The sequence below is a fragment of the Paenibacillus tyrphae genome, from assembly GCF_027925525.1.
Lineage (GTDB): Bacteria > Bacillota > Bacilli > Paenibacillales > NBRC-103111 > Paenibacillus_G > Paenibacillus_G tyrfis_B.
In genome coordinates this window covers 14,905-38,315 of sequence record NZ_BSDJ01000015.1, presented here as the reverse complement: position 1 = coordinate 38,315, position 23,411 = coordinate 14,905, and the positions used below count along the sequence as shown (strand labels likewise).

Below are 23,411 nucleotides of genomic sequence, written 5' to 3'. Positions count from 1 at the left end.
TCCATGGTATAATGTGAAGGACATTTATTTTAAGGCAACGAACCCCAGTTTAAGTACTTTTATGTTGGAGGGAAGATGGTGACTACGTCTAATAAATCTGAACGTGTGCCGTCGGACAAGGTGAATAGTCGCGTCGAGCGTTCACGACATACCGTCCTGACCACTGCATTTGAACTGCTCAGCGAAGGCGGTGTGACTAGCTTCACCGTCGATGAGGTAGCGCGTCGTTCCGGGGTCGCGAAGACGACCATCTACCGCCACTGGCCGACGCGGGAAGCACTGGTGATCGACGCCTGTTCACGGATGATTGCCGAGCAGGAAACGCCAGACACCGGCTCACTCGAAGGTGACGTCACGGCTATCCTGATGGAAATCGCGCACCTGCTACCGACGGCGAATTGGTCCTTCGTCCTGCCGTCAATCGTCGACACCGCCGAGCGCAATCCGGAGTTCGCGGAAATCCACAGTCGGATTCAGCGCGGACACGCCGCACCCCTGCGAGAGGTCCTGCAGCGCGCGGTAGGCAGGGGCGAACTGTCGGCACACGCCGACGTGTCAACGATCGTCGCGGCCCTGCTGGGGCCGCTCTTCTACCGCCGCTGGTTCTCGCGCGAACCGATCGACGACCAGTTCGTTAAGGAGATCATCAAACGTGTACTCGCTTCACTTTAGTACGAGACGCCTACCCTTGCTTGGCCGGACCGTTATCTAAAGGTAAGGGACAAGTAAAAAAGGTGTCCCTCAGCCATTTTCACGGCTTAAGGGACACCCTCTTTTTACTCTTTTTGAAGGTAGGTTCACATCATTTATCTGCTCTTTTATATTGCTCCAACTCAGCCTTTAATCTTGCATTCTCTTCCAACAACTTTTGTACATCGGGTATATCCTTTCCGGAAACCCAGCCACTCAAATCGTCTCTTCCATTATACTCCTTCAATTTTTCATGAAGAACCCACCTAACGTGCCATTCTTCCGCAATATGAAATATGGCCACGTCTTCCATTACGGATTCCTTAAACTCTTGGAACTTCTGATAGCTTGACACGCCGACAAAGTCGTATGGCTGTCGTCTTAATGCTTCATCGGTTAAAACAAGAGCGAATCTTGGCTTACCTAGTTCTCCGGCATAATCATATTCCCAATGAGGATAACTCTTCGATTCATCGGGAAGCATGTTTCCATAGAGTCCCCCGAGAATGAGGATAAATACATCGGATTCATCGATCCATCTCTTAATTGTGTCCATGGGGCGTTCCAAAAAGAATGGGTCGATTCCAATTCCAGCAGGAATGTGACCAGCTTTAAGAATAGCTTCTACAGCGGTTTGACGTTCTGCAACCAGATCGACAAAAGTAGACGATATGTAGATTTGTAATTTTTTTCTCATAGGCCACCTTATGGAATGAAATTAATATAAATCATACCGTTGGCTCCGTTCATATGTCAATATTTGCCGATGATCCAATGCTTCGGATATTGCAGCCGGGGCCGCTTCTTTGCTAATCATCCCCTTTTTTGTATGATACAATCATGAGTTAATAGTCCTTTTTCTTAAAAATTCAAATTAGGATGATGATCCAATGAACATTTTGCTTGTGGAAGATGATAAAACTATCGCGTCCGGACTGGAATATTCTCTACAGCAAGACCAGTTTTCCACGGTTCTGTGCCATGACGTTGCATCTGCGAAAAAGGTGATAGCCGAGCAGTTGGATCAGTTCGTTTTATGTCTGTTCGATTTATCGCTGCCGGACGGAAGCGGGTATGAATTGTGTAAAATGGTGAAGGAGCGAAGCGATGTTCCCGTGATTTTCCTGACAGCCGTTGATGATGAAGTCAATGTCGTGATGGGGCTTGATATGGGAGCAGACGATTATATTACGAAGCCTTTTCGAATTCGCGAGCTGCTGTCACGGATAAAATCGGTTCTGCGAAGATATCAGAAGCAGCCGCAGGCCAAAGCCATCATCGAAGTAGATGGTATCCGGATCAATACGCTTGAAGGCAAGGTATATAAGCATGGCGATGAAATTCCGGTGACGGCTTTGGAGTACCGCTTATTGCTGATTTTCGCGAACCATATTGGGCAGATCCTCTCCAGAAATCAGCTCCTAGAACAAATTTGGGATGTGGCCGGGGATTTCGTCAACGACAATACGCTAACCGTTTACATCAAAAGGCTGAGGGAAAAGCTAGAGGATGATCCGAAAGATCCAACGTTCATTAAAACCGTACGCGGTTTAGGATATAAGGTCGGTGAGTAGCATGCTGCGTAATCGCGAGATCCGCCTCGTACTCTTGTTGATGTGCACGATAAGTCTGGTTATGCTTGCCGCCGCGGCTTTTTTTTCGCTCGCTGCCGTGGTTCTCGTTCTAATGACGTCCATTTTACTGGTTGGGTGCAGCCACCTGTTTACGAGGTTGAGATATCAAGAGATTGAGAAATTGTCCGGCTATTTGCGGCAAATTAGCGGCGGCGACTATTCCCTTGACGTCCGGGATAATCGGGAAGGGGAATTCAGCATTCTGAAAAATACGATTTATAAAGTAACCGTCATGCTGTCGGAGCAGAGCGCCCTTTTGCACAAAGACAAGATCCATCTTACCGACGCGATTTCGGATATATCCCATCAGCTCAAAGCGCCTCTAACCTCCATGATGGTCATGGCCGACTTATTGGACGACGCCAAGCTGCCTGAAGCGAAAAGAACGGAATTTACGCGCAATATTCGCATTCAGCTCGAACGGCTGGATTGGCTTGTTTCTTCGTTATTGAAGCTTTCGAAGATCGACGCAGGCACCGTACAGTTCAAGAAAGATCATGTCAGAGTGACCAAGCTTATTGAACAAGCGTTACAGCCCGTGCTCATTCCAATAGACATCAAAGAACAGACGGTTTCGGTAACGGGCGATGATAGCGTCTCTTTTGTAGGCGATCTGAATTGGACAACCGAAGCGGTAATCAATATTTTAAAAAACGGTGTGGAGCATACACAGGCAGGCGGAACCATCGCGATTTCCTTTTCCGAGAACCCGCTATTTACGGAGATTAGGGTTGAAGATAATGGCAAAGGCATCTCCAAGGAAGAGATCCCTCATATTTTTAAACGTTTTTATAAAGGAAAGAGTGCCGGCGAGGGCAGCAGCGGCATCGGTCTCTCGCTGGCTCACAGCATTATAACGAAACAGAATGGAGATATCGAGGTCCAGAGTGAACTTCATAAGGGAACCCAATTTCGGATTCGCTTCTACAAGCAAGTCGTCTAACCAGGGCTAAGTGACTAGACTGTCACTTTCAAGTCACTGTAAAGTCACTTCGGGCAGATATACTAAATCCATCGACAAACGTATGGAGGGTTCAGCATGGAAATTCTGAGGATCGAACATCTGTCTAAAGTGTATGGAAAAGGCGACACGGCGGTAAAAGCGCTTGATGACGTTTCCTTCTCGGTGGACAAAGGGGAGTTCGTCGCCATCATCGGTCCGTCCGGATCGGGGAAGTCGACGCTTTTGCATATGCTAGGCGGTGTAGATAGACCGACAAGCGGAAAAGTATTTGTGGACCGCACGGACATGTACAGCCTGGACGAAACGCAGTTGGCGATTTTTAGACGGAGACAAATCGGCTTGATTTACCAGTTCTACAATCTTATTCCGATTCTAACGGTTGAAGAAAATATCCAGCTCCCGCTTTTGCTCGATCAGCATAAGGTGGATCGGAAACAGTTTGAGGATATTGTGAAGACGCTGAATTTACAAAATCGCTTGAATCATCTGCCCAACCAGCTTTCCGGGGGTCAACAGCAGCGGGTCTCGATCGGCAGAGCGTTGATGAATCAGCCTGCGATCATCCTGGCAGACGAACCAACCGGTAATTTGGACAGTAAAAACGGCAGTGAAATCATTGACTTATTGAAAATGTTCAACAAAAGCTTGCATCAGACGCTGATCATGATCACCCATGACGAACGAATTGCTTTGCAAGCCGACAGAATTATCGCCATTGAAGATGGGAAGATTGCCAAAGACGAGGTCATTCGGCCATGAACATTATCCATAAGCTAACGCTCCGGCATTTAATGAAAAATAAGAAGCAAACGTTGGTGACCGTGATCGGAGTTATGATTTCCGTGGCCATGGTGACGGCGGTTATCACGCTTGGTTCCTCTTTCTTGGTGTTAATGCAAAAGCAAACGATTCAAGACTATGGAGAATGGCATGTCCTGTACAAAAACGTCAACAAAGATCAGCTCGAAGCGATCAAACAGGATGCGGCAACCCAACAATTCATCACTTCCAAGGAACGCGGCTATGCCCTGTTACAAGGAAGCCAAAATATCAACAAGCCTTATTTGTTCATTAAAGCGTTTAATACCCGAGGCTTTAACAACTTCCCTATTGCATTGAGTGAAGGGCGTCTGCCTCAACAAGCCAATGAGATCGTCCTTTCAGAAGCTATCGCCCCGAACGCCAAAGTCACCTACCGGATTGGCGATCGGTTAACCCTTGATGTCGGGCAGCGCTCGAATCCTGCCGATCCTGATAATACGGACCTTAATCAAAACGAACCATTAAGATTCTTCGACGGGAAAAGCTCGGAAACCTTAATTCATACAACAACCGAAACGTATACCGTTGTAGGCTTTATTAAACGTCCTTCGTGGGAGCAGACGTGGGCGCCGGGGTACACGGCCCTTACCTATGTGGACGAGAACATGGTGGACACCAACAAAACCGTTGATGCGAGCGTGGTCCTCAAGAAAGTCGACGGCACTGTATTTGCTCATGCCAGTGACTTGTCCACGAAAAACAACATCAGCTCGTTTAAAACGAATGAGTCTCTATTGCGTTATTATGGCGTCATGGGCGGTGGATTAGGCAAAACCTATAACTCGCTATTCGTCATTGTGGTGCTTGTTATTGTCATTGGCTCCATTTCCTTAATCTACAATGCTTTTGCGATTTCCGTCTCGGAACGGTCGCGTTATCTGGGGATGCTGTCGAGTGTTGGCGCAACGAGAAGGCAGAAGAGAAATTCGGTATTTTTGGAGGGCGCGGTGATTGGCGTCATTAGCATTCCCTTAGGTGTCATCTGCGGATTGATTGGAATCGGCATTACTTTTCACTTCATTAACTCGATGCTCGAAGCCGCGATCGGCGTTACGGAAAAGCTGACGTTGGTCGTTACGCCTTCATCGCTCGCCATGACGTGTCTGATCTCGATCGTCACGATATTCATTTCAACGTATCTTCCAGCCCAAAAAGCATCTAAAATTTCGGCTATCGACGCGATTCGGCAAACCACGGATATTAAGCTGACGGGGAAAACGGTGAAAACCTCGAAGCTGGTCCAACGGTTATTCGGCATTGAAGCGGAATTCGGATTGAAAAATTTAAAAAGAAACAAACGCAGGTATCACGCTACGGTCTTTTCGCTTGTCATTAGTATCGTGCTGTTTCTATCCGTATCCTTCTTCACTTCCAACCTGCAGAAATCGCTTGATGTCTCCCAAAAAGGCTATAACTTTGATATCGGGGTATACAAGAACGGCGAAGTGGCGACGCTCGATGAGCGTTTGGTGAAGTCGATTGTGTCGTTGGAGGGCGTTACGGAATACAGCCTGATTCAACAGTGGTCCGGTGTCTTCACTTGGGTTGCAGAGAAGTCCGTTCCTGAAGGGGAGAAACCCCCCTGGGATCCCGATCAGGGGCGATATAAATACAATCTGCAAGTAAATGCTTTAAGTGAAGACAAGCTAAAAGCTTATGCTCAAAAGGTCGGCATCGAGTACGCCAAGCTAACGAATCCCGCTCACCCAACCGCCATATTGATTGATGTCATGTCCTATAGAGATAAAAAGGACAAAATTATCGAAACGAGAGGTATTCATGGCCGGGCAGGGGAAATGCTTGATCTCGTCTCCACGGATTCTCATGAGGAATCGGTCAGCAAAGTGGAGCTTGCCGCGGTAACGGATCAATTCCCGATGGGACTTGTTCGAAGCAGCTTTGAAGTTCATCTTGTTGTGTCCGAGCCGGTCTTCGACCAGTTAATGAAAAAAAGCAAGGATAAAGCGTATTCCGGACTTTACCTGAACAGTAAAGATCCTTTGAAAACACAGCAAAACATCGAAGAAATGAAGGAAGAGCTAGCTGTCAGGAACTTATTTCAAGAAAGACAGCGCTCTGAACAAATCATCCTGTTATTGTCCGTATTTGTTTACGGTTTTGTGGCCTTAATTACGGCGCTTTCGATGGCGAATATTCTCAACACGATTTCGACGAGCATTGCCCTTCGCAAACGGGAATTTGCGATGCTGAGATCGGTGGGGATGACGCCGAAAAGCTTTAATAAAATGATGAACTATGAAAGCATATTTTATGGAATCAAGGCCCTAACTTATGGGCTTCCGATTAGCGCAGTGATTATGGTGTTGATCTACCGGGCCATCAGCTACAGTTTCTCGTACGGTTTCATGGTGCCATGGACCAGTATTCTGTATGTGATTGCGGCCGTATTTGTTATCGTGAGCTTGTCCATGTATTACGCCAGCATAAGAGTAAAAAAGGCAAACATTATTGATGCTTTGAAGCAGGAGAATCTATAGACTGGACAGCCGACCACATAGCTTAGGAAAGTTTTCTTTAGCCCCGCCGATTTGTTGGTGGGGATTTTTTCATTGACGTCCGGGGGAGTTTCTGCTGCTGAAGTTAACGCTCTTCCGGAGTCCGCCAAAGTAGCGAAGGCAGTGACTGTAGCGAATAAAACTTCTTTGACTCTAGGGAAAGGAAAATATACCATAGGGCTTAGAGCGAAGTGATTTAAGGGATTCAAATATGCATTTCATCCAAAAGTTATCTATATGAAGTCAAAAGGTTGTATCATGCTTATATAGAGTTTTCTACAATAAAAGTAATGGAAATGAGGGGAGATCTTTTTTGTATAGAGTGGCTATTTGCGATGATGAGGAGAGACAAAGAGAGCTTGTTAAAGCTATCCTGATTACTTTGTCGATAAAGTCAAATATAGATTTTGAGATCGAATTATTCGGCTCGGGAGAGCAGTTGGTATCTTATTATGAGCGCCGTGAAAATCCATTCCATATATTGATCTTGGACATTGAAATGGGTGGAATGAACGGGATTCAAACAGCCCGAACAATAAGAGGTTTAAATAACCTGGATGAACAAATTATTTTTCTGACAAGCTACCCTCAATATATGGTGGAAAGTTTTGACGTCATGACATTCCAGTATTTGATAAAACCCATTGCCCCCTCAATCTTGGAGGAGAAAATCATCAAGCTATACCAATACTTTCAAGCACTTGATAAAAAGTTTCTGGTCATCAAGTCAGCCTATGAAGAAGTCGTTATCAAATATGATGACCTCATTAGTATTGAAGCTGCTAAAAGTTTAACCATAAAAAGCAAACTGCATTTTACGACCACGAATCAAACCTATGATAGCAAAGGCACCATTTCAGATTATGCTATGGCCTTAAAAGACTGTAACTTCTTGCAAATCCATCGTTCCATCATTATTAACTTACTTCATGTGAGGAAGTTTGCTAGCGGAGTTGTTCTAATGTCCAATGGGTTGGAATTACCCATAGGCCGTTCTAAAATTGAAGAGGTTAAAGATGTTTATACCAAATATATGATTAGGAAGATCGAATAATATGATTCAAAATAATTTACTTGTTGTCACTATCATTGTACTTGTGATGGGCTTTCAACTTAATTTTTTCTTCAACTCGGTTTTTGGTAAATCAACCAAAAAAAAATACCGATTCATTTACTTCATTATCATGATGTTGCTCGGTTACCTATCTCTAGTTATTCCCGTCTCTCCTCTTTCATCTTCGATTCTACCCTTGCTTATGATATTTAGTTTTGCGCAATCTTATAAAGTAGAATTTAAAACCAAGTTCACTTTTTCAATACTTTACGCTGTTTTAATGACTTTTGCTATTTTTATATCCTGTTATCTTTTTTATACCCTAGATTCAGTTGACATTAGCTTTGATCCTGTAAATGAACAAGATCAAATAGACAACACGAAAGCTATTTTACTCAGTCATGTGATCATGTTTGCGATCATTCAGATCATACGACTAGTTGCAAAACGCAGAAGTTCATCTTTGGATAATCGTTACTACGTATTATTCTTGGTTGTTCCTCTCGTAAGTATATACCAGCTGAGTATTCTAACTCATAAGGATGTTTATTCTTTGATTTCCGTTATTGGATTAATTTTTTTAAACGTGATGATTGTCTATATTTTTGATAATATCGTTGATAAATTTCAATTCATGCATGAGAATACTCAGTTGCAACATCAGATGGACTATCAGGATGCGAATTATGAAAAAGTCGTTCACAGCTTCAAATCCATTAAAAGAATCATTCACGATACGAATCAACAGTTTTTGTATATTGAAGAGTGTATTAAGCGAAATGAGCTTGCAGCAGCCATGGAACATATTAAGACTACATTAAATAAAGTCGAGGGAGCCTATCACCGGGTGAATACGGGGAATCTGGTTATAGATGCTCTTGTCACAAATACGCTAAATATTGGACAAGCCAATGGCATAAGAATAGATACGAAGCTTAACTTATGTTCACAAGAAGTCCATATTGACCGTTATGACTTATGTGTTGTCATTGGAAACATGCTAGATAACGCAATAGAAGCTTCTAAAAAGTTGAAAATCGCAGAAGATAGGTACATTCTTATCAAAATACATTCTACCGAGTCTACCCTTCTCATTCACATCTTGAATCATATGGAGAATGAAGTTGCCCACTTATACAGCCACAAACCAAACCCGGAATTTCATGGTATTGGATTAACCAATATAGCTAGAATCTGCGACAAGTACGGTGGTCATATGACGATTGAAACGGAAAATAAAGTATTTAATAATATGGTCCTCCTACCATTTTAAACGAACAATCCTTGGACAATATGTTGTTCAGGGATTGTTTTTGTCGTTTCAGGGCTTATTTAAATACAGCAGCCTTCTTCCATGTATGATGAATTGGGGTACATACAATCTAGAAAGAAATTACGAGGAGGAATGAATAATGAAGAAAATGGTTTCTGTAGTAATGACCGCTATGCTTATTACCATACCGGTCACCTCTGCTTTTGCTGGAACGGAACCGGGTACTGTAAAAGAAAGGGCACAGGTGCTAGCTTCGAAGCTCCTTTCCGTCACTGGTGCAAGTGGTGTGCAGTATGCCATTATGGATAAGGGATCCATTGTTTTATCAGATAACGCCGGTGTAAAAGATAAAGCTTCCAAAGCTCCGATCACCAAAGACACTATGTTTGGTATAGGTTCGGTAAGTAAAATGCATGTGTCTGCTGCAGCGATGATACTAGCTGATGCTTATGAAATTGATATTGATGAGCCACTTACAACGTATATCGAAGACTTCAAAATGGCAGATAAAAGATATAAAAAAATTACACCTCGTATGTTAATGAATCATTCGTCAGGGCTTTACGGCACTCACCTTCCGAATAGTTCTTTATTTGATGACAACGATACAATAGTCCACGATGAATTATTGAACAAGTTACAATCGGAACATTTAAAAGCAAATCCAGGTGAATTTTCTGTTTATTGTAACGATGGGTTTGATTTGCTTGAAATCATGATTGAACGAGTGAGCGGTATGAGCTATAAAGAATTCCTTGCGAAATATGTGAGCAAGCCTCTGAATTTAAGCTCTACTAAAACACCACTTGATCAATTTGATAGAGAAAGGTTAGCCAAAACTTACTTCCCTACGATGGATCAGGCTTTACCCATTGAGAATTCTAACACCCTTGGGTCAGGCGGGCTCTACTCAACTGCAGAAGACTTAACTAAGTTTGCAGATATGTTAATAGGTAATCGCACGGACGTTCTATCTAAACAATCAGCCAAAGCCATGCAAAGTCCTGAATATAAAAGAGGAATATGGGTTTCTGAAAAAACGAACGCCTTTAACTATGGTCTTGGTTGGGACACGGTCAGCTTGCCAGAGTTTGATGACTACGGAATAACGGCATTATCCAAAGGTGGAGACCTCGTTACTTATCACGGTTCCTTGATTACAATACCAAAACATAATATTTCTATGGCTGTGCTTTCTTCAGGAGGGTCTTCAGTATTCACTACTACATTTGCAACTAAAGTTTTATTAGAATACTTAAAAGACCAGGGGCATATTAAGGAAATTCTACCCGAGAAAACATTTAAACCTTCCCTGAAGGTGAACATGCCGTCTGAATTGCTTTCTTATGCTGGATTATATGTTACAAGGGATTCAACCATAAATTTGGAGATTAAGAACGGAGAGATTGATTTACCTGCACAAAACGGAGGGTTGATACCCGCACAAACCTATGTGTATACGGGCAATGGACAATTCAAAAGCAAAGATGGCAGTGCAACAGTAAGCTTTGACAAACAAACAAATGGAAAAACATATGTGAAGATTAACGCCTATACGAATAACCTAGGATTAGGTCAGTCCATGATGGTGTTCTATGCCTATCAAAAGTTGGATTCCAATCCACTCCAACCAGCAACGAAAAAGGTATGGGAAAATAGAAATGGAAAAAGTTATTATAGGGTGGATGAAAAGATAACTTCTACATTTTATCTGGCCATGCCATTGTTATCAAAGACAATATCCGTTGATATGGATCATGGATACGCAAATGGGACTAAAATTGTTAATGAGAATCAAGCAGTAAATGTTGTCCAAATTCCAATTACGATTGGAAGAGATGTATTTGATCTCAACTTTTATAAAGAAGGACAGACGGAGTATTTAAAGATTGATGGATTCTCCTATATCAATGAAGATGCTATTCAACCCATTGATGAAGGGAAGGATTCAACCTTCAGCATACCATCCAATGGTCAGGTTAGATGGTATAAAATTGATGAAAAATCAGCCAATCGGGTCATGAACGTTAAGACTCCGGTAAGTGGGGGATTTGCCGTTTACGACAAGAATGGAATGTCTGTAAACCTTTCAAAGGTAACTAACAATCATTCGGTAGTACTGCCTGAAGGTGGGATGATCGTTTTTGGCGGAAAAGCGGGTGATGTATTTAAAATTGAATTGAAGAATAAATAGATTTCTCCGTACATTTTAAACAAACAATCCTTGAACAATATGTTGTTTAGGGATTGTTTTTTTCGTTTCAGGGCGGTTTTTAATACAGCAACCTTCTTCCATGTATGATAAATTCAGTAAGTACAATCTAGAAAAAAATTACGAGGAGGCATTAATAATGAAGAGAATGGTTTCTGTAGTAATGACCGCTATGCTTATTACCATACCGGTCACCTCTGCTTTTGCTGGGACGGAACCGGTTACTGTAAAAGAAAGGGCACAGGTGCTAGCTTCGAAGCTCCTTTCCGTATCTGGTGCAAGTGGTGTGCAGTATGCCATTATGGATAAGGGATCCATTGTTTTATCAGATAACGCCGGTGTAAAAGATAAAGCTTCCAAAGCTCCGATCACCAAAGACACTATGTTTGGTATAGGTTCGATAAGTAAAATGCATGTATCTGCTGCAGCGATGATACTAGCTGATGCTTATGAAATTGATATTGATGAGCCACTTACAACGTATATCGAAGACTTCAAAATGGCAGATAAAAGATATAAAAAAATTACACCTCGTATGTTAATGAATCATTCGTCAGGGCTTTACGGTTCTCACTTTCCGAATAGTACTTTATTAGATGACAATGATACAAAACTCCACGATGAATTATTGAACAAGTTACAATCGGAACATTTAAAAGCAAATCCAGGTGAATTTTCTGTTTATTGTAACGATGGGTTTGATTTGCTTGAAATTATGATTGAACGAGTGAGCGGTATGAGCTATACCGAATTCCTTGCGAAATATGTGAGCAAGCCTCTGAATTTAAGCTCTACTAAAACACCACTTGATCAATTTGATAGAGAAAGGTTAGCCAAAACTTACTTCCCTACGATGGATCAGGCTTTACCCATTGAGAATGTCAACGCCATTGGGGCAGGCGGGCTCTACTCAACTGCAGAAGACGTAACTAAGTTTGCAGAAATATTAATGGGTAATCGAACGGACGTTCTATCTAAACAATCAGCCGAAGCTATGCAAAGTCCTGAATATAAAAAAGGAGTATGGGTTTCTGAAAAGACGAACACTTTTAACTATGGTCTTGGTTGGGACACGGTTAGCTTGCCACCGTTTGATGATTACGGAATAACGGCATTATTCAAAGGTGGGGACACCGAAAGATATCACGGTTCTTTGGTTACAATTCCAAAATATAATATTTCTATAGCTGTGCTCTCTTCAGGAGGGGCTTCAGTATTCAATCTTACATTTGCATCTAGTGTTTTATTAGAATACTTAAAAGACCAGGGGCATATTAAGGAAATTCTACCCGAGAAAACATTTAAACCTTCCCTGAAGGTGAACATGCCGTCTGAATTGCTTTCTTATGCTGGATTATATGGTACAAGGGATTCAACCATAAATATAGAGATTAAGAACGGAGAGATTGATTTACCTGAACAATTAGGAGGGGTAATACCATCACAAAAATATGTATATACGGGCGATGGACAATTCAAAAGCAAAGATGGCAGTGCAACAGTAAGCTTTGACAAACAAACAAATGGAAAAACATATGTGAAGCTTAACGCCTATACGAATTACCCAGGATTAGGTCAGTTCATGATGGTAATCTATCTGTATCAAAAGCTGGATTCCAATCCACTCGACCATACAACTAAAAAGGTATGGGAAAATAGAAACGGAAAAAGTTATTATGCGGTGGATGAAAAGATAACTTCTGCATATTATCTGGCCACGCCAATGATATCAAAGAAAATATCCGTTGATATGGATCATGGATACGCAAATGGAACTAAAATTGTTAATGAGAATCAAGCAGTAAATGTTGTCCAAATTCCAATTGTGGCGGGAAGAGATGTATTTGATCTCAACTTTTATAAAGAAGGACAGACGGAGTATTTAAAGATTGATGGATTCTCCTATATCAATGAAGATGCTATTCAACCCATTAATGAAGGGAAGGATTCATCCTTCAGCATACCATCCAATGGTCAGGCTATATGGTATAAAATTGATGAAAAATCAGCCAATCGAGTCATGAACGTTAAGACTCCGGCAAGTGGGGGATTTGCCGTTTACGACAAGAATGGAATGTCTGTGAACTTCTCCAAGGCAACTGACAATCATTCGGTAGTACTGCCTGAAGGTGGGATGATCGTTTTTGGCGGAAAAGCGGGTGATGTATTTAAAATTGAATTGAAGAATAAATAGATTTCTCCGTACATTTTAAACAAACAATCCTTGGACAATATGTTGTTTAGGGATTGTTTTTTTCGTTTCAGGGCGGTTTTTAATACAGCAACCTTCTTCCATGTATGATGAATTTGGGTACATACAATCTTGAAAGGAATTACGAGGAGGAATGAATAATGAAGAAAATGGTTTCTGTAGTAATGACCGCTATGCTTATTACCATACCGGTCACCTCTGCTTTTGCTGGAACGGATCCGGTTACTGTAAAAGAAAGGGCACAGGTGCTGGCTTCGAAGCTCCTTTCTGTCTCTGGTGCAAGTGGTGTGCAGTATGCCATTATGGATAAGGGATCCATTGTTTTATCAGATAACGCGGGTGTATATGATAAAGCTTCCAAAGCTCCGATCACCAAAGACACCATGTTTGGTATAGGTTCGGTAAGTAAAATGCATGTATCTGCTGCAGCGATGATACTAGCTGATGCTAATAAAATTGATATTGATAAACCACTTACAACGTATATCAAAGACTTCAAAATGGCAGATGAAAGATATAAAAAAATTACACCTCGTATGTTAATGAATCATGCGTCAGGGCTTTACGGTTCTCACTATCCGAATAGTTTGTTATTTGATGACAATGATACAATAGTCCACGATGAATTATTGACCAAGTTACAATCAGAACATTTAAAAGCAAATCCAGGTGAATTCTCCGTTTATTGTAACGATGGGTTTGGTCTGCTTGAAATCATGATTGAACGAGTGAGCGGTATGAGCTATACCGAATTCCTTGCGAAATATGTGAGCACGCCTCTGAATTTAAGCTCAACTAAAACACCACGTGATCAATTTGATAGAGAAAGGTTAACCAAAATTTACTTCCCTACGATGAATCAGGCTTTACCCATTGAGAATGTTAACACCCTTGGGGCAGGCGGGCTCTACTCAACTGCAGAAGACGTAACTAAGTTTGCAGAAATATTAATGGGTGATCGAACGGACGTTCTATCTAAACAATCAGCCAAAGCCATGCAAAGTCCTGAATATAAAAGAGGAATATGGGTTCCTGAAAAAACGAACGCCTTTAACTATGGTCTTGGTTGGGACACGGTTAGCTTGCCAGAGTTTGATGATTACGGAATAACGGCATTATCCAAAGGTGGAGACACCCTTAATTATCACGGTTTCTTGATTGCACTACCAGAACATCATATTTCTATGGCTGTGCTTTCTTCAGGAGGGTCTTCAGGATTCAATGGTACATTTGTAACTAAAGTTTTATTAGAATACTTAAAAGACCAGGGGCATATTAAGGAAATTCTACCCGAGAAAACATTTAAACCTGCCTTGAAGGTGAACATGCCGTCTGAATTGCTTTCTTATGCTGGATTATATGGTACAAAGGATTCAACCATAAATATAGAGATTAAGGACGGAGAGATTGATTTACCTGCACAATACGGAGGGTCGATACCCGAACAAACATATGTGTATACGGGCGATGGACAATTCAAAAGCAAAGATGGCAGTGCAACATTAAGCTTTGACAAACAAACAAATGGAAAAACATATGTGAAGCTTAACGCCTATACGAACGAAGGATTAGGTCAGTCCATGATGGTGTTCTATGCCTATCAAAAGCTGGATTCCAATCCACTCCAACAAACAACTAAAAAGGTATGGGAAAATAGAAACGGAAAAAGTTATTATGCGGTGGATGAAAAGATAAATTCTATATTTTATCTGGCCGCGCCAATGATATCTAAGAAAATATCCGTTGATATGGACCATGGATACGCAAATGGAACTAAAATTGTTAATGAGAATCAAGCAGTAAATGCTATCCAAATTCCGATTATGGCCGGAAGAGATGTATTTGATCTCAACTTTTATAAAGAAGGACATACGGAGTATTTAAAGATTGATGGATTCTCCTATATCAATGAAGATGCTGTTCAACCCATTTATGAAGGGAATGATTCATTCTGCATCATACCATCCAATGGTCAGGCTATATGGTATAAAATTGATGAAAAATCAGCCAATCGAGTCATGAACGTTAAGACTCCGGTAAGTGGGGGATTTGTCGTTTACGATAAGAATGGAATGGTTGTCAACTTCTCCAAGGCAACTAACAATCATTCGGTAGTACTGCCTGAAAGTGGGATGATCGTTTTTGGCGGAAAAGCGGGTGATGTATTTAAAATTGAATTGAAGAATAAATAGATTTCTCCGTACATTTTAAACAAACAATCCTTAGACAATATATTGTTTAGGGATTGTTTTTTTCGTTTCAGGGCGTTTTTGAATACAGCAGCCCTCTTCCATGTATGATGAATTCAGTAAGTACAATCTATATATCTGTTTTAACAGGGGTATCTATTGAATTATTCAGTTATTTACAAATACCGGTACTCTTAATGTGAATGATGTTTTTTTAATGTAATCGGTTCAGTTTTGGGATGATCGGATTATAATGAGCTTACGGTACTTTTTTGTTATACTAATGAAATGAAAAGTCATAGCAAAGCGTAGAGAGGATTGTTCGTTATAAATCATTCGATATTCATTATGGAAGATGATCAAGCCATTGTAGAAATGGTTGAGACTTATTTAACGAAAGAAGGATATGCGGTGACCGTTGCCGGGGATGGCGACGAGGGACTTCGGAAATTCGAGCAGGCGCAGGGGCAATTTGATCTGTTACTCGTCGATCTTATGATGCCCAAGATCGATGGAATGGAAGTCATCCGCCGCATTCGGGCTTACAGCCATGTGCCGATCTTGATTATGTCCGCGAAGGACAGCGACATCGACAAGGCGTTAGGCCTCGGGTTCGGTGCAGACGACTACATTGAGAAACCTTTCTCGATGATCGAATTGTCTGCGAGACTGAAGGCGATCATCCGGCGGGCGACGCAATACGCTAGCGTTGAGACGAAGGTTGCGCCGATGCATAACATCCTGAGCATGGGCGATTTACGGATCGATTTCGATAATTTCGCCGTCTTCAAGCACGAGGAGCCGATAAAATTGACATCCAAAGAGTTCGAGATTCTGCGACTATTCGCAGCGCATCCCAATCGCGTCTTTACGAAAGCCCAAATTTACGCGAAGGTATGGAACGATGAGTATTACGGCGACGAGAACGTCATTAATGTTCATATGAGCAGGCTGCGGGACAAGATAGAAGATAACCCGTCAGAGCCGCGGTATATTAAGACGCTATGGGGTATTGGCTACAAGTGGGAAGGTCGCTAAGATGACCCTCATTCTATTGATGATAATCGCGATTCTTATCTGTTTAGTCATATATCTGGCTGTTAATTGCGCGGGCCACCGCAAGCAATTGCGCCGGTTACGATCAGAGATCGAACGCATATCATCCCTCGCTACCCATGAGAAGTTATTGCTCATGACGAACGACCGGGAGTTCAAAGCGCTGCTGATGGAGATCAACCGGCTCTTGGAGGCGCAGCATCAGATGTACTCTAACTATGCCAAAATGGAAATATCGATGAAAAAGATGGTATCGAATATTTCGCACGATCTAAGGACTCCCTTGACCGTCATACTGGGTTATATTGAGATGCTCCATCTCGATCCGGCGATGCATGCAGAGGAGCGCGAACGTCTGCTGGGCAAAGTGTATGTCAAAACCCAAGAGACGTTGGTGCTCATTCATGATTTCTTCGATTTGGCTAAGCTGGAGTCCGGGGATCAAGATATGCCGATGACCCGAATTCTCATGAATGAACGTTGCGGCACGACGATTCTGGCTTATTACGACATTCTTGCGGAGCAAGATTACCTCGTCCATATCGAGATCCCGGATCATCCGATTTATGGCTTCGGTAATGATGAGGCGCTGCACCGCGTGCTGAACAATCTGATCTCGAACAGCATTCAATATGGCAATCACGGCAAGCAGCTCGGTTTGACGCTCCGGGAAGATGAATCTTCTGTCTATGTGGATATATGGGACCGGGGAAAGGGCATTGATGCGATGCATATCGATCATGTGTTTGAACGGATGTATACGCTGGAAGATTCGCGGAATAAGTTCTATCAAGGCAGCGGATTGGGTCTTACCATTACGAAGCGGTTGGTGGAGAGTATGGGCGGGTCCATCCACCTCCGCAGCAAGCCTTATGAGTTAACGGTGTTTACCGTTCAATTGAAAAAAGTACAATACTAGCTCATGAATTGAGGAGGGTTAACTCATTTCATGAGTTTTTTCATGAGCATCATCGCAAATAGAGTCCGCTTAAGAAATTCGTAAGAGTGAAGTAAGAAAAAAGAAGAGTACGTCCTGTAAGATATAGTTATGAGAGAGCGAGAGGAGAAAAGAGTATGGAGCATATCGTACGAACGAATCGATTGACCAAGACTTTTCAAGGGCAGGAAGTCGTCTCGAATGTCAATATGAATATGAAGAAAGGCGAAATCTACGGATTCTTGGGTCCCAACGGCGCAGGAAAAACGACAGTGATGAAGATGCTTACGAATCTCGTCAAGCCGACGAGTGGGGAGATCGAGATATTTGGAGAGAAGGTAACGCCGAATTCCTATCATCTTCTGGGACGCATGGGAACAATTATTGAATACCCGGTGTTCTATGATAAGCTGACAGCCCGCGAGAATCTGGAACTGCATTGCGATTATATGGGGTACTACAACAAGAAGGCGATTGATGAAGCGCTGGAACTTGTGAATCTGGTCGATACGGGCAAGAAGAAAGTAAAGACCTTCTCGCTCGGGATGAAACAGCGCCTGGGGATCGCCCGTGCTATTACGACCAAACCGGAGCTGCTTATCTTCGACGAACCGATCAATGGACTCGATCCGCTAGGGATCAAAGAGTTAAGAGACATATTCCGCATGTTGTGCAAGGAATATGGCACGACGCTATTGATCTCCAGTCACATTCTAGGCGAGATCGAGCAAATTGCGGATACAATTGGCGTCATTCAAGGCGGTCGGTTACTGCGAGAGATTGCGATGGACGAAATTCGCGGCGAGACGACGAATTACATCGAGATCATGACGACGGATTGCAGCCGAGCTGCTTATGTCTTAACGGATAAACTTCAATTGAACAATATCCGAGTCATCGACAATCAATTCATACGAATCTATGACCAGCATATGGCGCAAAGCGAAATTACTAAAACCTTGATCATGAACGAAGTGGTTATTGATTCGATTCATAAACGAAGCGGCTCGTTAGAGGATTACTTTTTGCAAGTGTTGAATGGAGGTGGAGTACATGCTTAATTTGATGAAGCTGGAGCTAAGAAAATTTAAGATTATGGGGTATATACGCGGCGCCGTGATCGCTACTCTGATCATTTTCGGATTCATGATATTGGTAAGCTATTCGCCGAAGATGAACGGCATAAACGTATTTGAAGATTATAGCAACGTGTTTTCTAAGATAGGTGTACTTGTGAGAGTGACATTTACTATTTTCGCGGCCGTCTTGCTGGGGCGATTCGTCATCGATGAGTTCAATCATAAGACGATTACCGTCTTGTTCATGTACCCGATCAAACGTCATAAAGTCATTGCGGCTAAGCTTATGGTCGTGATCGCGTTCACCTTTCTATGTATCGTGGCTTCCACGATTATTTTAAGTACGTTGTATATTGTCGTCAACTCATTCACACATTTCGTATCGGATGAACTGACGCTGACGCTCGTGTTGCAGCATGCTGCGAAATCAGGCTTCTATGCGCTGGCAGCAAGCTTCACGGCGCTGATTCCGCTCTACTTCGGGATGCGCAAATATTCTATTCCGACGACCATTGTATCCTCCGTCATCATGGTATTGCTGACCAGCTCGGACGGTGGCGGATTCAGCTTGAATGACATTATTATCGTTCCAATTCTGCTAGCCGCGATTGGCATAGCGGTCGGATACATGGCGATTCGCAAAATTGATCAAATCGATATTCGTTAACTTGGGAGAGTATATTCAACACATCTCATGCAGAAGAAAGGAAGATAAACATTTTGAATAACAACATGAAGTTAGCTATGATTCTCCTGGCCGCTGCCAGTATCGTACTCGCCGGATGTACGAAAGAATCCTCCGTCACTAGTACACCAAGTTCGTCCCAGCAAAACTCTTCAGTAAAAGGAGATAATTCTCAAATTGATGTAAAAAACATTCATTCCCTAAAAATCAAGAGTGACGTTGCTACAGTTACAGTCATAGGCGACAAACAAATCAATCAAGCAGAATGGGAACTATCCAAGGACAATTCAAAAGATACCGACGTGACTACGTCGATCCAAGATGGAACATTACTGATTATGCTTAAACAGAAACAAAAGATAAGCATAAATATGGGGCCATTGCCATCGTTAACAATCCGTCTTCCTTATAAAGACTTCAACTCCCTTGAGATAGATAACGGACTTGGCAACATATCCGTTGAGTCAGAATTGTCGGTCCAACACTTAAATGTGAGCACCAGTACCTCCGGCGACATCACCGTAAAGGATGTAATTGGCAAGAAAAGTAGTAACATATCTACTAACCTTGGTAAAGTCGAATTCGATCTACCTAATCAATTAGCACCTCTAAATGTAAGTCTATCAGCAAAACTAGGGAATATTGATAATCAGGTTTCTCTTGAAAAAGCAACAAATACCAAAACGGTTGTTTCCAATGAACTTCATGGATATGTGGGTGAGGCTCAATCCGAGAGTGCAACGCTCAACATTTCCACAGAGACGGGCGACATTCTGTTCAAAAAATGAAAAGAGGCCTCACCCGACCTTACCATGCAGGATATATTTTTGTACTTGGTGTCCAAATTATCGGAACCGCTACTAGAACAATAGAACAGCCTGGGGAAAGCAGACCAAAGTCTGCCTTCCTTTTTTCTTTTTCATTCATTACTTCGATTTTTGTTTATAAGTTCTTGTTCCAATCACAATTAACGCAATTGAGAGTAGGAAAATTGGAATTCCTGTATTGAGTTTCCCATAAAAAGAAGAAATTGCAGCCGCAATTATGAAAAGGAATGTAATGCCTATCAGCACCAAGTCAGCTTTCTTGGGACTACTTCTCAGTACAAGCTTTACACCAAGTACGATAACCAATGCAGACAATAAAAGAAATCCGATGATTAGCGCTGTTGGTCCAAACATATTGCATCCCTCCTTTTATTGTCATTATATTACATTAATTGTTTGGTGTCGCTTCATAGCATGACCTATGCAGTTGAAGTTATTTACTGGTAGTTCTCCTGCAACAAAGCTTGGCAGATGATGGTCTACTCGTTCTTTTGAGTGAGTGGGAGGATACACTAAACCACAAGCATAATATCGAAAAAGATTGGCTCTATATGCAAGGAGTTCAAGACGGGATTCGAATCATTTACCCCGCCTTACACTCGTCAGATTATCGAATAATTCGCTAACTCAGTTATCTCCATCCCACTTTTTAAAGTAAAAACAAAATGCGCTGGCGAGAGAATAGTTATCTTCTCCACCAGCGCATGAAATAGGCTATCGTCAAATTGTTCGAGTAATTCTTGCCGTAAGCGTAGTACTTGTATGATTTCATCGACACGTTCCTTGATTTGGGCTTTTTGGTCATTATCTTTATCCAGCAGGGATTTCTTTTGTCGAAGTTCGTTCAGCTCGCCCGAGATTCTGGTATTTTCTTCATTGTACACTGCTTCGTCAATCTTATCCCGGATCTTCAGGTTTACCAACCCGTTGAGGTCAAATTTTAGCTGTTCCATTTGCCGCTCGATTTCCAATAGTGGTTCATGTCCTGTTTGTTTTGTAACTGAATACAACTTTTTAAACAAATAAAAAAGCAGTGCTACTGTTGTTGCACTACTTGAACTAAATAGTCGGCAAGCTTCTTCAAATTTTCTGGTGTGGGCTCACCTGATGTGGTAACTCTAATTTCCGGTAACTCCTTCATTTTGATTTTCCCCAACCTTTTTAATACTGTTATATTGGAAATTCTGGAGATGTAAGGTTAGCGAAAATAAGTTCTAAAATTAAAATTATTACGAATATTAAAAATTTAATATTAATATTCAATTTGAATTGAGCCTGTGTCAAGGTAATAAGTGCCATGGATGAGGATGGCCAGGGGTAGGTGAATGTGACATACACTCTAATGGTACGTAATGTGTATCGACAAGGGCTATACGCCAATCACAAGTATGTCCGATATAATTTGAAAGTGATTCATAAGTTGATTTTCCATCGTGTTCTAAATTTTGAAATCGTGAAATATGAAGATGAGCTTGGTCTCCCACCGTATAGCCGGAGTTATCCACCCAACCAATTAGTTGCCCAGCTTGGATTCTGTGCCCAATCATTAGCGGTCTAGGTCTTAATTGTCCAATATGTCCAGGATACCGAGGATTAAGTAAATAAGGAGGATATATGGGAGCTGGTGTTATATGAGCATATTCAGTAAACCACCTATCCCCATCAACTGCTTGGATTACAACATTATTAGCTTGCATTTTGCAGTTCGCAGTGTCACAATGTTGTCTACCTCGCCTTATATCAGCTACTACGCCAGATTCCATGGCATAAACAGGCTCTCCATATGGCATACCAGGAAAATTATAGTCTCTCGCACCCGGATGATTATTATTAGGGTCATCGGGATTAATTAGACAATCTTTAGTCCGTTGGACTCGTGCTGTCGTATTAAACGGATGTCTACAATATATTTTCAAATGTTCATCCCCCTTTAGATTTTATATAAATTACGTGATTACCCAAATTTCGTGTCTGTCCATGCTTGTCAATAAAATTTAAAAAAGCATATTCTTTTCATGTCATGCTTACATAACAAGTTTATTAAGAATTTGGGGACTATTTTTTTACAAATAAGCTCTGTTAAATACTTATGTTGATATTTCATCAAAAGAAAAAGGACCATTTTCCGGTCCTTTTTCTTAACTCCTTTATTTGGTTTAGCCCTTGGACTCAAGCGCAGAAAGACGTGCCTCAAGTTTAGCTAAATTCATATGTAACTCAGCATTTTCAGCTATAAGTTTTTCGTTTAAACCTTGAATAGCAGCCAAGGCTACGCCATGCAAATCTATGCTTGAGATGTGTGTATCATCATCACCATTAAATCCGAAAGTGGCATCGAAATCCTGAGCAGTCGGGCCAATGTGACGCTCACTGGACGTGTCATCTTTATAGCTCCAAGACTGAATTGGCATACTTTCTAATTTGTTAAGAATCTCGAGTGTGTTGACGCTCGAGAAATTCTTCTTAACATTCTTGTCACTGGTGAGCTTAACCTCGTGTGCCCAGACGTTACCTGCTGTCGAGACGTCGCCATTATTAAAAAACCGGAAGACCTGATTACTTTCTCGGTCCAAGCCAGTGATAAGAGGCCCTGACCCAATATGTTTAACAACTAAAACTGGTGGGACACCGCCTCCTTCAGCGTAAAGGGCGATGTGCTTTGAACTATTCGCATGTATACCCGTTCCATTTTGACTTCCTCCGACCACACCTGTACCACTTGTACTTAACCCAGCTACACCCGTACTCGTTTCACTACGGCCCGACGTACCCCATCCATTTATGCTTTGCCCATATACACCTGTACCACCATCGGTATTATTACCAAACACTGCAGGAACATTTTGAGTATTAGAGTCACCCACTAAGTTCGGCATTTGTGTTCCTCCTCTTTAAGAATGTTATTTTAACCATCCCAAAATTAAAAAAAGCCACGTTACCAATATATTGTAAAAATTTTCTTTACAGAACCTAAAAGCTCATTTTTTGTCGAAATCATAAATCTCAGCAAGAATCAGATAAATAATTCCGACGATTAGAGTGATTATACTGTAAGTGGTTAAATTCCCCCCTACATAATCTAACCACTGTTTGAAAGAATCTGGGCCATAAACAGTGGCAGGCGATGATGTTGAATAAATCGATGCGGTTAAGTATTTGACTCCTGTAAGAAAAGCAGAAATAGCTAAAAGAATAACCCCAGCCGTTCTCCTGCTCATATTCATCACTTCCTTTCCTTAATACATAATATTACTAATAATT

The 23,411-nt window shown here is 41.8% G+C and carries 20 protein-coding genes; 15 read left to right on the top strand and 5 right to left on the bottom strand.

All coding sequences use genetic code 11. The features are described from left to right. Window positions 1-75 precede the first annotated feature (75 nt). Window positions 76-672, top strand: a complete 597-nt coding sequence (locus tag QMG93_RS18955; protein ID WP_281939154.1) for a TetR/AcrR family transcriptional regulator — start codon at window positions 76-78, stop codon at window positions 670-672. A 130-nt stretch (window positions 673-802) separates the two neighbouring features. On the opposite strand, the gene QMG93_RS18950 is transcribed toward QMG93_RS18955, so the two are convergent. Beyond that, complete coding sequence (locus QMG93_RS18950) at window positions 803-1,387, bottom strand: DUF4062 domain-containing protein (RefSeq protein ID WP_281939152.1); 585 nt, start codon at window positions 1,385-1,387, stop codon at window positions 803-805. A gap of 193 nt (window positions 1,388-1,580) precedes the next feature. On the opposite strand from QMG93_RS18950, the gene QMG93_RS18945 reads away from it, so the two are divergent. The 14 genes from QMG93_RS18945 (at window position 1,581) to QMG93_RS18880 (ending at window position 20,111) form a co-directional block, all read left to right on the top strand. Next, window positions 1,581-2,264 (top strand): response regulator transcription factor, encoded by a 684-nt coding sequence (locus QMG93_RS18945; RefSeq protein WP_281939151.1) that lies wholly within the window; start codon window positions 1,581-1,583, stop codon window positions 2,262-2,264. A 1-nt stretch (window position 2,265) separates the two neighbouring features. After that, window positions 2,266-3,267 (top strand): sensor histidine kinase, encoded by a 1,002-nt coding sequence (locus QMG93_RS18940; RefSeq protein WP_281939333.1) that lies wholly within the window; start codon window positions 2,266-2,268, stop codon window positions 3,265-3,267. Between the two features lie 96 nt (window positions 3,268-3,363). Then, window positions 3,364-4,047, top strand: a complete 684-nt coding sequence (locus tag QMG93_RS18935; protein WP_281939149.1) for an ABC transporter ATP-binding protein — start codon at window positions 3,364-3,366, stop codon at window positions 4,045-4,047. Beyond that, complete coding sequence (locus QMG93_RS18930; RefSeq protein WP_281939147.1) at window positions 4,044-6,608, top strand: ABC transporter permease; 2,565 nt, start codon at window positions 4,044-4,046, stop codon at window positions 6,606-6,608. The genes QMG93_RS18935 and QMG93_RS18930 overlap by 4 nt, the downstream gene beginning before the upstream one ends. A 331-nt stretch (window positions 6,609-6,939) precedes the next feature. Beyond that, on the top strand, window positions 6,940-7,680 hold the full coding sequence (locus QMG93_RS18925) for a LytR/AlgR family response regulator transcription factor (protein ID WP_281939145.1): 741 nt from the start codon (window positions 6,940-6,942) through the stop codon (window positions 7,678-7,680). Window position 7,681: 1 nt separating this feature from the next. After that, on the top strand, window positions 7,682-8,953 hold the full coding sequence (locus QMG93_RS18920) for an ATP-binding protein (RefSeq protein WP_253411827.1): 1,272 nt from the start codon (window positions 7,682-7,684) through the stop codon (window positions 8,951-8,953). Window positions 8,954-9,092: 139 nt separating this feature from the next. Next, the gene (locus QMG93_RS18915; RefSeq protein WP_281939142.1) at window positions 9,093-11,147 is read left to right on the top strand and encodes a serine hydrolase domain-containing protein; all 2,055 of its coding nucleotides are present in this window, start codon (window positions 9,093-9,095) and stop codon (window positions 11,145-11,147) included. A gap of 157 nt (window positions 11,148-11,304) precedes the next feature. Next, on the top strand, window positions 11,305-13,359 hold the full coding sequence (locus QMG93_RS18910) for a serine hydrolase domain-containing protein (RefSeq protein ID WP_281939140.1): 2,055 nt from the start codon (window positions 11,305-11,307) through the stop codon (window positions 13,357-13,359). 158 nt (window positions 13,360-13,517) lie between these two features. Then, the gene (locus QMG93_RS18905) at window positions 13,518-15,569 is read left to right on the top strand and encodes a serine hydrolase domain-containing protein (RefSeq protein WP_281939138.1); all 2,052 of its coding nucleotides are present in this window, start codon (window positions 13,518-13,520) and stop codon (window positions 15,567-15,569) included. A gap of 345 nt (window positions 15,570-15,914) precedes the next feature. Then, the gene (locus QMG93_RS18900) at window positions 15,915-16,604 is read left to right on the top strand and encodes a response regulator transcription factor (protein ID WP_281939136.1); all 690 of its coding nucleotides are present in this window, start codon (window positions 15,915-15,917) and stop codon (window positions 16,602-16,604) included. Window position 16,605: 1 nt separating this feature from the next. After that, on the top strand, window positions 16,606-17,541 hold the full coding sequence (locus QMG93_RS18895) for a HAMP domain-containing histidine kinase (RefSeq protein ID WP_281939134.1): 936 nt from the start codon (window positions 16,606-16,608) through the stop codon (window positions 17,539-17,541). Window positions 17,542-17,696: 155 nt separating this feature from the next. Next, on the top strand, window positions 17,697-18,620 hold the full coding sequence (locus QMG93_RS18890; protein WP_281939132.1) for an ABC transporter ATP-binding protein: 924 nt from the start codon (window positions 17,697-17,699) through the stop codon (window positions 18,618-18,620). After that, the gene (locus QMG93_RS18885; protein ID WP_281939130.1) at window positions 18,613-19,305 is read left to right on the top strand and encodes an ABC transporter permease; all 693 of its coding nucleotides are present in this window, start codon (window positions 18,613-18,615) and stop codon (window positions 19,303-19,305) included. Before QMG93_RS18890 ends, QMG93_RS18885 begins: the two co-directional genes overlap by 8 nt. 53 nt (window positions 19,306-19,358) lie before the next feature. Further along, complete coding sequence (locus QMG93_RS18880; RefSeq protein ID WP_281939129.1) at window positions 19,359-20,111, top strand: DUF4097 family beta strand repeat-containing protein; 753 nt, start codon at window positions 19,359-19,361, stop codon at window positions 20,109-20,111. A gap of 138 nt (window positions 20,112-20,249) precedes the next feature. Here the strand turns inward: QMG93_RS18880 and QMG93_RS18875 are convergent, their stop codons facing one another. The 4 genes from QMG93_RS18875 to QMG93_RS18860 form a co-directional block, all read right to left on the bottom strand. After that, the gene (locus QMG93_RS18875) at window positions 20,250-20,504 is read right to left on the bottom strand and encodes a hypothetical protein (protein ID WP_281939128.1); all 255 of its coding nucleotides are present in this window, start codon (window positions 20,502-20,504) and stop codon (window positions 20,250-20,252) included. Window positions 20,505-20,752: 248 nt separating this feature from the next. After that, on the bottom strand, window positions 20,753-21,121 hold the full coding sequence (locus QMG93_RS18870) for a hypothetical protein (protein WP_281939127.1): 369 nt from the start codon (window positions 21,119-21,121) through the stop codon (window positions 20,753-20,755). A gap of 1,185 nt (window positions 21,122-22,306) precedes the next feature. Beyond that, window positions 22,307-23,026: a tail fiber domain-containing protein gene (locus QMG93_RS18865; protein WP_281939125.1), complete on the bottom strand. Its 720-nt coding sequence runs from the start codon at window positions 23,024-23,026 to the stop codon at window positions 22,307-22,309. A 102-nt stretch (window positions 23,027-23,128) separates the two neighbouring features. Next, window positions 23,129-23,368 carry a hypothetical protein gene (locus tag QMG93_RS18860; protein WP_281939123.1) on the bottom strand — a complete coding sequence of 80 codons (240 nt, stop codon included), beginning with the start codon at window positions 23,366-23,368 and terminating at the stop codon, window positions 23,129-23,131. Window positions 23,369-23,411: the final 43 nt, after the last annotated feature.

Bases quoted from the DNA above. Each gene is read 5' to 3' on its own strand.
- QMG93_RS18860 (WP_281939123.1), bottom strand. From the start codon at position 23,368: ATGAGCAGGAGAACGGCTGGGGTTATTCTTTTAGCTATTTCTGCTTTT.
- QMG93_RS18875 (WP_281939128.1), bottom strand. From the start codon at position 20,504: ATGTTTGGACCAACAGCGCTAATCATCGGATTTCTTTTATTGTCTGCA.
- QMG93_RS18920 (WP_253411827.1), top strand. From the start codon at position 7,682: ATGATTCAAAATAATTTACTTGTTGTCACTATCATTGTACTTGTGATG.
- QMG93_RS18890 (WP_281939132.1), top strand. From the start codon at position 17,697: ATGGAGCATATCGTACGAACGAATCGATTGACCAAGACTTTTCAAGGG.
- QMG93_RS18930 (WP_281939147.1), top strand. From the start codon at position 4,044: ATGAACATTATCCATAAGCTAACGCTCCGGCATTTAATGAAAAATAAG.
- QMG93_RS18885 (WP_281939130.1), top strand. From the start codon at position 18,613: ATGCTTAATTTGATGAAGCTGGAGCTAAGAAAATTTAAGATTATGGGG.
- QMG93_RS18905 (WP_281939138.1), top strand. From the start codon at position 13,518: ATGAAGAAAATGGTTTCTGTAGTAATGACCGCTATGCTTATTACCATA.
- QMG93_RS18900 (WP_281939136.1), top strand. From the start codon at position 15,915: ATGGAAGATGATCAAGCCATTGTAGAAATGGTTGAGACTTATTTAACG.
- QMG93_RS18910 (WP_281939140.1), top strand. From the start codon at position 11,305: ATGAAGAGAATGGTTTCTGTAGTAATGACCGCTATGCTTATTACCATA.
- QMG93_RS18940 (WP_281939333.1), top strand. From the start codon at position 2,266: ATGCTGCGTAATCGCGAGATCCGCCTCGTACTCTTGTTGATGTGCACG.
- QMG93_RS18865 (WP_281939125.1), bottom strand. From the start codon at position 23,026: ATGCCGAACTTAGTGGGTGACTCTAATACTCAAAATGTTCCTGCAGTG.
- QMG93_RS18915 (WP_281939142.1), top strand. From the start codon at position 9,093: ATGAAGAAAATGGTTTCTGTAGTAATGACCGCTATGCTTATTACCATA.
- QMG93_RS18935 (WP_281939149.1), top strand. From the start codon at position 3,364: ATGGAAATTCTGAGGATCGAACATCTGTCTAAAGTGTATGGAAAAGGC.
- QMG93_RS18945 (WP_281939151.1), top strand. From the start codon at position 1,581: ATGAACATTTTGCTTGTGGAAGATGATAAAACTATCGCGTCCGGACTG.
- QMG93_RS18955 (WP_281939154.1), top strand. From the start codon at position 76: ATGGTGACTACGTCTAATAAATCTGAACGTGTGCCGTCGGACAAGGTG.
- QMG93_RS18895 (WP_281939134.1), top strand. From the start codon at position 16,606: ATGACCCTCATTCTATTGATGATAATCGCGATTCTTATCTGTTTAGTC.
- QMG93_RS18950 (WP_281939152.1), bottom strand. From the start codon at position 1,387: ATGAGAAAAAAATTACAAATCTACATATCGTCTACTTTTGTCGATCTG.